Annotated in this window: 8 protein-coding genes; 7 read left to right on the top strand and 1 reads right to left on the bottom strand. The window is 31.7% G+C overall.

Translation table 11 applies throughout. The features are described 5' to 3' along the window. Positions 1 to 113 precede the first annotated feature (113 nt). The 3 genes from ppsA to JHL18_RS11590 all read left to right on the top strand — a co-directional run bounded on the left by ppsA (position 114) and on the right by JHL18_RS11590 (position 5,354). On the top strand, positions 114 to 2,726 hold the full coding sequence (ppsA, locus tag JHL18_RS11600) for a phosphoenolpyruvate synthase (RefSeq protein WP_200269301.1): 2,613 nt from the start codon (positions 114 to 116) through the stop codon (positions 2,724 to 2,726). A 407-nt stretch (positions 2,727 to 3,133) separates the two neighbouring features. After that, positions 3,134 to 3,958, top strand: coding sequence for a phage replisome organizer N-terminal domain-containing protein (locus JHL18_RS11595; RefSeq protein ID WP_200269299.1), 825 nt, complete (start codon positions 3,134 to 3,136; stop codon positions 3,956 to 3,958). A 178-nt stretch (positions 3,959 to 4,136) separates the two neighbouring features. After that, positions 4,137 to 5,354 (top strand): macrolide family glycosyltransferase, encoded by a 1,218-nt coding sequence (locus JHL18_RS11590; protein WP_200269297.1) that lies wholly within the window; start codon positions 4,137 to 4,139, stop codon positions 5,352 to 5,354. A gap of 124 nt (positions 5,355 to 5,478) precedes the next feature. On the opposite strand, the gene JHL18_RS11585 is transcribed toward JHL18_RS11590, so the two are convergent. Further along, a complete protein-coding gene (locus tag JHL18_RS11585; RefSeq protein ID WP_200269295.1) occupies positions 5,479 to 5,649 on the bottom strand; it encodes a hypothetical protein in 171 nt (56 codons plus the stop codon). Between the two features lie 810 nt (positions 5,650 to 6,459). Here JHL18_RS11585 and JHL18_RS11580 point away from each other — a divergent pair. The 4 genes from JHL18_RS11580 (at position 6,460) to JHL18_RS11565 (ending at position 12,222) form a co-directional block, all read left to right on the top strand. Next, positions 6,460 to 7,923 carry a family 43 glycosylhydrolase gene (locus JHL18_RS11580; protein WP_200269293.1) on the top strand — a complete coding sequence of 488 codons (1,464 nt, stop codon included), beginning with the start codon at positions 6,460 to 6,462 and terminating at the stop codon, positions 7,921 to 7,923. A 214-nt stretch (positions 7,924 to 8,137) separates the two neighbouring features. Next, positions 8,138 to 10,150 (top strand): putative bifunctional diguanylate cyclase/phosphodiesterase, encoded by a 2,013-nt coding sequence (locus JHL18_RS11575; protein WP_200269291.1) that lies wholly within the window; start codon positions 8,138 to 8,140, stop codon positions 10,148 to 10,150. Between the two features lie 247 nt (positions 10,151 to 10,397). Next, positions 10,398 to 11,087, top strand: coding sequence for a response regulator transcription factor (locus tag JHL18_RS11570; protein ID WP_200269289.1), 690 nt, complete (start codon positions 10,398 to 10,400; stop codon positions 11,085 to 11,087). An 82-nt stretch (positions 11,088 to 11,169) separates the two neighbouring features. Then, a complete protein-coding gene (locus tag JHL18_RS11565) occupies positions 11,170 to 12,222 on the top strand; it encodes a sensor histidine kinase (RefSeq protein ID WP_200269287.1) in 1,053 nt (350 codons plus the stop codon). Positions 12,223 to 12,284 lie beyond the last annotated feature (62 nt).

Here is a 12,284-nt window from a genome sequence, read left to right as displayed (position 1 = left end):
TCTTATGGAATACATATGATTCAAGAAACATAAACTAAATGCAATAAAAAAAACCTAAATAAAATCTTTGTACTGATTATCTGAAGAGTTTTTGAATTTAAGGAGGTAAAAGTATGGGTTCATATGTGATTGGGTTTCAGGAAATTGACAAAACGAAGATTATGGTTGTTGGAGGTAAGGGCGCGAACCTTGGAGAACTTTCTAGGATTGAAGAAATAACCGTACCAGAAGGCTTTTGTATTTCTACTGAAGGTTTTAAAAAAGTCATTGCGGAAACGTCGTCGATTAAGGAATTACTTGACCAATTATCGCTTTTAAAGGTGGAGGAGCGAGATAAAATAAGCGAACTTAGTGCAAAGATTCGAACAAGCATTGAAGGTATAGCTATCCCAAAAGATATTAATGAACAAGTTACCAACTTTATTTCAAAGCTTGGAGAAGAAAATGCATATGCAGTACGATCCAGCGCAACAGCAGAAGATTTACCAACAGCCTCCTTTGCTGGGCAGCAGGATACGTATTTAAATATTATTGGAAAAGAGGCAATACTAAAGCATATCAGTAAGTGCTGGGCATCTTTATTTACTGAAAGAGCAGTGATTTACCGCCTTCAAAACGGCTTCGACCATCGTAAAGTCTATCTTTCTGTAGTTGTTCAGAAGATGGTCTTCCCAGAGGCTTCAGGGATTTTGTTTACTGCAGATCCTGTAAGTTCTAATAGAAAGGTTTTATCAATTGATGCCAGCTTTGGAATTGGTGAAGCCTTGGTTTCTGGACTAGTAAATGCTGATAACTATAAGATACGTAACGGCAAGATTATTGATAAGAAAATATCTACAAAGAAGCTAGCTATCTATGCCTTAGAAGCTGGCGGCACAAAAGAGCAGGAGATTGAGCCTGAGTTGCAGGATAAGCAAGTGCTTACAGAGGAGCAGATTTTGAGCCTCACTCACATAGGCAGGAAGATCGAAGAACATTTCGGTAGACCACAGGACATCGAATGGTGCTTGGCTTACGACACATTTTATATAGTCCAGAGTAGACCAATCACTACTTTATACCCAATCCCAGAAATAAATGATGGAGAAAATCACGTTTATTTATCTGTAGGGCATCAACAAATGATGACCGACCCATTAAAACCATTAGGAATGTCTTTAATGGAGTTAATATCTTTTGGACACAGGGTTAAAGCTGGTGGAAGATTGTTTGTTGATGTGGCACAAATGCTGGCTTCACCAGACAGTAGAAAAATGCTATTAAAGAACATGGAGCAACACGATCCACTGACAAAAGATGCGATTATGACCATAATAGAGCGAGATTTTATAAAATGTTTACCGAGTGATAAAGAAGAAAAAAGTGAAAGTAAAGGCAATAAAAGTGCATCACCTGCGAATTCAGAGACACAAATTGATAGCGACCCAACAATTGTGTCTGATTTAATTAAGAAAACTCAAACATCCATAGAAGGGTTAAAACAAAACATACAAACTAAATCAGGATCGGATTTGTTTGACTTTATTATGGAAGATATTAAGGAGTTAAAGAGTATTTTATTCAATCCACAAAGTTCAGCTACCTTTATGGCTGCTATAAATGCTTCTGCATGGGTAAACGAAAAGATGAGTGAATGGTTAGGTGAAAAAAACGTAGCAGATATACTTTCTCAGTCTGTACCAAATAATATTACTTCGGAAATGGGTCTAGAATTGATGGATGTAGCAGACGTGATTCGTCCCTACCCAGAACTAATTGATTATTTGGAAAATGTAAAAGATGATAACTTTCTGGAGGAACTGATTAAGTTTGATGGTGGGAAGAAAGCCCAAGAGGCTATCTATAATTATCTTAATAAATATGGGATGCGATGTGGTGGAGAAATTGATATTACTAAAACCCGTTGGAGTGAAAAACCAACTATACTTATCCCAACTATTCTAAGTAATATCAAAAACTTTGAGCCTAATGAAGCTAATCGAAAATTTGAGCAGGGGCGACAGGAAGCTTTGAAAAAAGAAAGAGAGTTATTAGATAGATTAAAAGAGCTACCGGATGGTGAAGAAAAAGCCAAAGAGACAAAACGAAATATCGACTTAATCCGAAATTTCATTGGTTATCGTGAGTATCCAAAATACGGTATGGTTAGTCGCTACTTTGTTTATAAGCAGGCTTTACTTAAGGAAGCAAAGCAACTGGTGCAAATAGGTGTTATTCATGATAAAGAAGATATATACTATCTCACTCTTAAAGAACTTAGCGATGTGGTACGCACACATGAACTTGATTACAAGATAATTAGAGAACGAAAAAACGAGTATAAACTATACGAAAAGCTAACTCCACCACGTGTTATGACATCTGATGGTGAAATCATTGTAGGGAAGTATAAACGAGAAAACCTCCCAGAGAGCGCTATTGTAGGTCTACCTGTTTCGTCAGGAGTTATAGAGGGGCGAGCACGTGTTATCTTAAACATAGAAGATGCTGATCTAGAAGCTGGAGATATATTAGTTACCTCTTTTACAGACCCTAGTTGGACACCATTGTTTGTATCAATAAAAGGTTTAGTTACCGAAGTTGGGGGACTTATGACTCATGGTGCGGTTATCGCACGTGAATATGGCTTACCAGCAGTTGTAAGTGTAGAAGATGCTACCAAACTGATAAAAGATGGGCAGCGAATTCGCGTACATGGTACAGAAGGGTATGTAGAAATCTTATAATTAGGGAAGAAGATATCTTTCTTGTACAGTACTCCTACAAAAATCAAGAAAGCACATTGATAAGCTTATCAGTGTGCTTTTCTATATAAAGATGAACCACTTCGATCCGAAATCTATTTTTAAAACTCTCACGGGTTTTGGTGAGAGAATTTAAAAATAATAAATTTTATTACGAAGTGGTTCATCTATATATAAATAAAGTTTAAATGGGAAAAATAATAAAAAATTCTGTAATCTCATCTGTGTAAGCATATATATTGATTGAAAGAGATAATGAAAAAACAAGAACCTATCACTTCAATTTATAAATTATCTTGAAAATTATTATGAATTGTTATGAACGGAAATTCTAAAATTAAGTAGTAAGGCCAATATATAAAAATAAAATGTTGAGGAGAATGAGATTTATGAGAGAAAGAAAATATGTAAAATTCAGAGTTGATATGTATGAGGATACTAAGTTTAAGATAATAGATATGAAACCAGAAAGAGATGTAATTCATTATATTTGGAACAGAATGGTGCTACTTGCCGGTAAGGTCAATTTAGAAGGGGAGTTGTTCCTCTCAAAGAATATTGCCTATACAATAGAGACTTTAGCAATAGAATTTAATAGAGATATTGCTCAAGTTAAACTGGCACTAGAAGTGTTTGTTGAGTTAGAGATGATTGAATTAACTGAGGATAAGGTGTATAGAGTGAAAAATTTTGCTAAACACCAAAACATTAAACCCAAGAAAAAAGAAACACCTAAAAATGAAGCTGCTGTAGAAGAGCAGAATGTTGTAAATGCAAATAAAGGTTTTTCTGATAAAGTGGAAAAAAATAAAGATGACAATTTCGGTGAACGACCAAAAGAGAATAAGGAAAAGGGTGGATATAAAACGGACAACCATAAAACTGCAGATAATCCTAAAGACACTGAAGAGGTGAAAAAGGGACAGAAAAACGCAGAAGTGTTAAAAGATACGGAAAATGAATTAATTATAGCTGGCAATAGTGAAGAAGACAAAAATAGTAAAGATAATCTAATGGAATATAAAGTTAATGTGTTTGAAAGTAAAAAAAGGACAAGGAGTGGAAGGAAAAAGAAAAATAGTATTTCCAACAATGAAGCTATTGGGGAAATAGCTGAAGAGGATGGAGATATAGTTGATACAAGTTGCTTTACGGAAGGCGTAAGACCGTTAGGAAAAGGTGAAATAAGTGTTGCCGAGTTTTCCTTTGGATAATGATAGATATTAGATTTTAAATTTATTTAAGCATAAAATTAAAATTTGATAATTAAAACTTTATAGAATCTTTAAATATGCTTTATAGTTTTTTTAATAGTGAGTCGTATAATTCGCATATAAGGATAGATAAATTTAAAATAAAAGTAAAGTTATACGATGAGAAGGAAGTGTCAGTATGTCAAAAGTATTATTTTTAGGTATTCCATCACACGGTCATGTGAATCCAACAATAGGATTGGTAAGTGAGCTTATAAAACAAGGAGAGGAAATAACTTATTTTTCTTCGGAAGAATTTAAAGAGAAGATTGAAAAAACAGGTGCAACATTTAAATGCTATAGAGAAGATTTAAATATCTTTAAAATGAAGAAGGATAGTGGCTCTAAAGAAAAGCCTGGTACTGGTTTATTTGGGGTAGCAAGTAGAATTCTTGAAAGAAGTGATGTAATTATTGGAGATATCTTGGAGCAAACAAAAGAAACTAAATTTGATTACCTTATTTATTCAGCAGCCTTTCCTTTTGCTAATATATTAGCTCAGATCTTAGATATTCCTACTGTATCATCATTAGCAGTCTTTGCAGGTTTAGATAGATTTTTTACATCAGATAATGAAGCTAATGATAATAGGTTTAAGATGTCTGATGAATTTACAGAAAACTATAAAGAGATAATTAAAAAACTAAATAGAGTTTACTCTGTAAAAGTACCAGATAATATTTTAAATCTACTGTTTAATAAAGGTGATATAAATTTAGTTTATACATCTAAATACTTTGCTAGTGATCTTGATTACTTTGATGATACCTTTAAGTTTGTTGGACCACCGGTATATGATAGAAAAGAAAATGTAGATTTTCCTTTTGAAAAATTAGAAGGTAAGAAAGTTGTATATATTTCGCTAGGTACTGTATTTGGCGGGTATGATATAGAGGTATATAATATATTCTTTCAGAGCTTTAAGGATATGGATGCCATTATAGTAATGACAGCCTTTAATGTTGATACATCACAGTTTGATATTCCTGATAATTTCATAGTAAGAAACTACGTTCCTCAGTCTGAGGTTTTAAAGTATACTGATGCTGCTATAACTCATGCAGGAATGAATAGTATAAGTGATTTAATCTACAATAATGTCCCTTTTGTGGCACTTCCAATGGGAGCAGATCAACCATATTTAGCAAAAAGAGCTGAAGACTTAGGAGCAGCTATATCACTTGATATAAAGAGTATAACTCCTGAGTTATTAAGAGCTTCAATTGAGAAGGTACTAAATGATTGGACTTATATAGAGAATATAAGAAAGATTAGTGATTCCTTTGAAAAAGCAGGCGGTTATAAAAAAGCAGTTGAAGAAATTTATAAGATGAAGAAAGAGCGCTTAATTAGCTGAATTTTATAACATATTGTTATAAAATAAAGTTAAAGACTGTTCTAAAGATTCCTATCGTAATAGAGTAAAATTTCCGTAGTTAACTATGTTAATAATTGTTGAAATGAAAGAATATAGAAGAATGCTAAGACATGTAATGAAAACAAGGATTAGCCATTTCTTCTTTTTTTCTTTTGTAAACAAAAGTACTTACTATGACTCCTAATAATGGCAATAAATACTTTATAGTTAAGCCTATTATAATCAAAACATATAATGATAAGGTGAATAGGGCTTGATCAATACTTTTATCCATAATAGACATCTCCTTTTGAAAATATAAAATAATCTAACCATTATTATAAATAAATATCATTAGAGAGTGACACTGGTATATACAGAATTGTTTAGTTTGTGGATCAGTTTTAAATTAATTATTAACAAATATATTGAAATGTTGTAAGAATAATAATATAATATTTGTATAATAACAACATTAATGAGATATATAGTCAAACTCTTCGGAGTTAAAATAGAAAAAGTGTCGTAGTAAATATTCAATTCTAACAAAATAAGATAGTTATTTTAATATCTATCTTTCCTAGTGAATCAAAAGACTTCTATTAATCTTTATTTTTCTAAATTTATAAATGCAATAATTATGATTAGTTGCAATATTATAAGATGTTTAAACATGAATAAAACAAATCTATAAAATCTTTTCCATAAATTAATCCTAAAGAATTTTCATTCAGTATATAATTTTACATCAAGTGAATCTGATTAATATCAAAAATTCTAAATTAAAATCGTTTAACAATAAATAGGATGTATGCCTGGAGATTAGAGCAAGCTGAAAGAAGTAATAATTAAAGAGGGGAGGAATGAGAGGAAAACGGTGTTAAATAATATATCAATTTCAGATCTTACTATAAGCTAATATCTAAATATTTAATATCTTAACTAGTCTTTTAAGTGTTATTTTACACAATTCAAGTATCCATATCCATAACATGTCCTTTAACTCCAAGCATACTCTTAAAGCATAAAATTTGACATCCAATGTTCCTTACATTAATTCATAAATAAAAATAAATTGAAATAAGTTTGGAAAGGTGTGTATTAAATGTTTAAAAAACTTTTTATATGTTTGGTTATGATTTTTGCAATTTGCTTGCCGGACCTAGGGGTAAAGGCTTCTGCAGCTACTTTTACTAATCCGCTAGGAGGCGGAGCAGATCCTTGGGTTATTTCAGCTGGTGGGTCTTACTATTATGTTCAATCAAATGGTGGCAACACTATAACTATTAGAAAATCTTCAACTCTTCAAGGCATAACTAGCGGAACAGCAACAACAGTATGGACTGCACCTTCTGGAACCCCATATTCCAGTGAAACTTGGGCACCAGAATTACATTATGTAAGAGGCAGATGGTATATATATTTTGCTGCGGATAACGGAGCAAACGAGAATCATAGAATGTATTGCTTGGAAGGTGGTACAGATGCAAATAATCCACTAAATGGAGCTTTTAATTTTAAAGGAAAGGTTGCAGCTGCAACAGATAGATGGGCTATAGATGGCACTGTTTTAGATTATAACAATCAATTATACTTCATATGGTCTGGCTGGGAAGGTACTACTAATGTAGCACAAAACTTATATATAGCTAAGATGAGTAATCCATACACCATATCAGGAGATAGGGTACTGATATCTACACCTGATCAAAGCTGGGAGAGGAATGGAACACCATATATAAATGAAGGACCAGAAGTTCTTGTAAGCGGCTCTACAGTAAATATAATATATTCTGCAAGTGGAAGCTGGACTGATGACTACTGTCTTGGAAGACTAACTTGCACTAATGGAGACTTAATGAATAGAGCTGCATACTCAAAGGTTGGTCCTGTATTTTCTAAGTTTGGAGATGTATATGGGCCTGGACATGCTAGCTTTGTAAAATCACCAGATGGAGTACAAAATTGGATTGTATATCATGCAGCAGTATCACAAGGATCAGGCTGGACAAGGAATATAAGAATGCAGCAATTTACAATGTTAAGCAATGGAACTCCGATGTTTGGTGTACCAGTGCAGCCAAATGTTCCACTTCAAGTACCATCTACTGGAAACAGTATGCCGCTAGTAAATAATGGAGTATATACGCTTACAGCACTATGCAGTAATCTTAATTTAGATGTGTCTGGTGGAAAAAATGCTGATGGAACTAAGCTTCAACAATACGGAAGCAATGGCACTGCAGCACAACAATTTAAATTTGTAGATTGTGGTGGAGGATACTATAAGATAGTACCAATGTGTGCTCCTAATATGTGTGTGGATAATCCTTATGGCACAACAGCACTTGGTGGGGCAGTTTCATATCAGATATGTACTGATAATGGTCAAGATGCTCAAAGATTTAGAATTGAGGATATGGGAAATGGTGTGTACAAGATAGTAAATAAGGCTAGTAATCTTCCTATTGATGTAGCAGGAGCATCGACTCAAAGTGGGACACAGATAGATCAGTGGCAGGATAACGGAAATAATGCACAGAGATGGAGATTAGTTAAAGTAGGTTAAGAAGAACTTTATTAATATAAGAAAAATAAGGGTGCAATATTAGTGATTATTTATAACTAATATTGCACCTAGCTATTTAAAATAAATCTTTCCTATATAGGAAAAAATTATACAATGTTAATGTAAAATATAATATAATTAAATAAAAGATTAAAGTGAAAAGTATGCAGATGATTTGTAAAAAAGTGTTGATTATTACATTTGAGGTGATTATATGACAGAAAAAAATATGCCTAAAACTATTCCAGGAATAATAAAAGTGATAAATGAGTCTAGCGATATGGATACAATAGAAGCTATGGAGAATTATCTTGGATGTTATTACGGAGTACCTATTTTAATAATAGGTTCAATAGTTAACTTTTTTCAGCATCATGAACTAAAAAGCTCGGTAATAGATAGCATACTAATGTTAATATTAGGTTTTTGCTTTGCTATTACTCCGTATTTAAAATTGAAAACTAGAATTATTACTCACTGGGTATCTATATTATTTTCGGTGGTGCTAATTTTTGTGGCAATAAGAACCTATATTTTTATTGGACCAGCTATATGGACTATTGCAGCTATTAATATTATTATATCTTCTGCGAGAATTAGTAGGGTTATGCTAAACTATATTATTTTTTCTACATTTTTAGTGTGCATCTACTATTATTTGGTTTTATCAAAGACTTCATTTCAATCTGGAAATACGTATTATATACTTCAAACAATATTATTATTTTTAGTTTTAATTATTTCAACAGTTCTTCATGTGATAAATCAGTCACATTATAAAAGAATCAACAAGATGTATATGACAGAAGTAAAACAAAGAGAAGAGCTTGAGAAAATGTATGATAGTATTGCAGCTACCCATGAAGAACTTAATTATAGATATAATCAATTAAATGATACTAATATTAAGTTGAAGTTTAATGAAGAAAAATTATATCATATGGCTCATTTTGATATGATAACAGATCTGGCAAATAGAAAAACAATTATACAAGAAATATATAAACTAATAAAGCTTTCTGAAGATGTAGAAACATCATTTTACATAGTTTTTATTGATATAGATTCCTTTAAAAAAATAAATGATATTATGGGACATCACATAGGGGATTTATTTGTAAAGGCTGCGGCTGATAGATTAAAAAAGTTTATTGATAAAGATGATTTAATAGGAAGAATCGGAGGAGATGAATTCGCTTTAATAATTGATAGGAATATAGATAATGAGGAAGTATATTCATACTTGGAAGGTATTAGAAAAGAATTTGCCAAACCTTTTATGATAGGAAATAATGAAATAAGGTCCAGTGCAAGTTTTGGAGTAGCTTCTTTTCCTGGAGATGGGATAGAGCAAGTGGAATTAGTGAAAAATGCTGACACAGCAATGTATAAGGCGAAAGAGTTAGGAAAAAATAATATACAATTTTTTGAAAGTTCAATGAAAAAGGAATTGTTAGATAAAATAAACTTTGAAACTAAACTAAAATCTGCATTATGGAATGATGAAATATTTTTAGTTTTTCAACCTATCTATAGCCTTAAGGAACACAAGATACGTGGATTTGAGACTTTAGTGCGTTGGCAGTCACCAGAACTTGGAATGGTGAGCCCAGCAACCTTTATTCCAGTTGCAGAAGAAATAGGAATTATTATTTCTTTAGGAGAATGGATCATAAGGACAGCGTGCGAAAGTTTTAAAAATCTCCAAAGTATATATAACATAGATGCAATACTTTCAATAAATTTATCAGTAAATCAGCTTGAATCTCCTAATATAATTGAAGTAATAGAATCTGCTTTAAAAGACGCAGATTTAGACCCTAAGTACTTAGAAATTGAGGTCACAGAATCTATATTGATTAGTTCTATTGAGAATACCACAATTATTTTAGAGAAGTTGAGGGAAATGAATGTAAGTGTAGCTTTAGACGATTTTGGAACAGGCTATTCTTCGCTAAGCTACTTAACAAAGCTTCCTATAGATGTATTAAAAATAGATAAATCCTTTATAGATGACCTATTAAATGAAGACAAAAATGTAGAGATCATCGGAAGCATTATATCCCTAGCCCATAACTTGGGGATTTCAGTAGTGGCAGAGGGAATAGAGGAAGAGATTCAAATAAAACATCTATCAAAACTTGAATGTGATTATATTCAAGGTTATTTTATAGGCAAGCCGATGAAAGTAAAGGAATTAGAAGAGTACATAACATTAGTAAATTGATATGAAGTTTTTATGGTAAACAATGAAAACTACTTTAAATCCTCTGATCAAAAAACACCAGAGGATTTAAAGTAGTTTTAAGTTTATATACTACAATATTTATTATCCACTATATTTGACCATATTTTATGGAAATAATTACATTAAGGAGTGAAGTTGTAAAACTGCTTTTATGTAAATTATATGCTAAAATAAAAATGGTATAAAACTATATTTATAGGGTATCAGAAGTTCAGGAGGTACTGACATGTACAGTGTAATGATAATTGAAGATGACAAAAAATTAAGTTCGTTAATCAAAAATCATCTAGAGAGATATGGATATAAAAGTTATCTTGTAGAGGATTTTTCTAAGATAAAAACAGAGTTTGTGAGTAATAGTCCTAATGTCGTTCTTATGGATATAAACCTTCCCTTGTTTGATGGTTTTTACTGGTGTAGAGATATAAGGACAGTGTCAAATGTTCCAATTATATTTATATCAGCTAGGGATTCAGATATGGATCAGGTTATGGCTATTGAAAATGGCGGAGATGACTACATAACTAAGCCTTTTTCTTATGATGTGCTGTTAGCAAAAATAAAGGGAGTTATAAGAAGAGCTTATGGAAGCTATGCTGAAAGCAGCAGTAGTGATGTGTTTGAAGTAAATGGTTTGTTTTTATACATTGATCAAAATATAGTGGAGTATAAGGGAAAAAAAGTCGAACTCAGTAAGAAGGAGTTTCAGCTATTATATTCATTAGTTAAGAATAAAGATAAGATTGTTACAAGAGAAACCTTACTAGAGGTTTTGTGGAATGATATAGATTTTGTTGATGACAATACCCTTTCTGTGAATATGACAAGAGTAAGAAAAAGATTAGAAGAACTTGGAATTAAAGATGTAATAGAGACAAAGAGGGGACAGGGATATAGAATAACAGCAGAATGGTAATACTCAGATAATCATAGTATTTAACTTAGAAATATAAGTTCATTATTAAATGAGTCATAAACATGTAAGGCGGGTGATTTAGATGAAGTTTAGCAGTTTTCTTAAGGATAGAATTGCCTATACTGCAGTTTATATTATTAGTACTTGTGCAATTATCCTTATAATGTATTTAACGTTGATAATAAATAGATTGGAATTTCCGATTAATAATATATTTTATGCTTTTTTAGTTTCTATAGTTTTTTATATAATTTTTATAATGTACGATTATTATAGAAACAAAAGTTTTTATAATCAGCTAAACTCAATACTTAATTCAGAAAAAGACTTGGATTACATACTTAATATAGGTAGTCCTAATAACTTTGAGCAAGCTATGTTTAAAAAGGTGTTATTGAAGCTTTATAAGCTTTCAGGAGATAAGACAATAAAGTATGAGGAAGCACATAAACAGTATATGTATTTTGTAAATCAATGGGTCCATCAGATGAAGACACCGGTATCTGTTATTAATCTTTTACTTCAAGAACAAGTAAGCGAAGGTCAAAAAGAAGTGTTTGAAAGTATATCTGAAGAAAATGAAAAGCTGGCTCATGGTCTTGATATGATGCTTTACAATGCTAGACTTAATGGGTTTAATCTTGATTTTAATGTGGAGAGTTTTGACATAATATCTATTGCAAGAGAAGTTATTAATGATAATAAAAAATCAATGATAAGACATCATATATTTCCTAAGATAAACACTAATAAAGAAATATCGGTGCAAACAGATAGAAAGTGGATTTATTTTGTAATAAACCAAATAGTTATAAATGCTATAAAGTATTCTAAATCTGACTCAGAAGAAAGTAAATTAATTACCTTTGAGGTTAGTGAAGAGGCTTCAAAGACAACCTTGTCTATAAGCGATCAGGGCATTGGCATACCAAAAGAAGATTTAAGCAGAGTTTTCAACGCCTTCTTTACAGGTAAAAATGGACGTAAAACCTCTGAATCCACAGGTATGGGTATGTATCTCGCAAAGAAAGTCTGTGATAACCTAGGACATGGACTGCTTGTAAAATCAACAGAAGGTTTCGGAACTACCTTCTCTATTGTATTCCATAAAGGTAAGAATATATTTAACCTGTAAAAGTTATATAAGATTATTAATTCTTTGTGAAGCTCATCAAAGTCTTGGAGGAGTGACGCATA

Source organism: Clostridium yunnanense, assembly GCF_016595795.1.
Classification (GTDB): domain Bacteria; phylum Bacillota; class Clostridia; order Clostridiales; family Clostridiaceae; genus Clostridium_AR; species Clostridium_AR yunnanense.
This window is presented reverse-complemented; position numbering and strand designations above follow the sequence as displayed.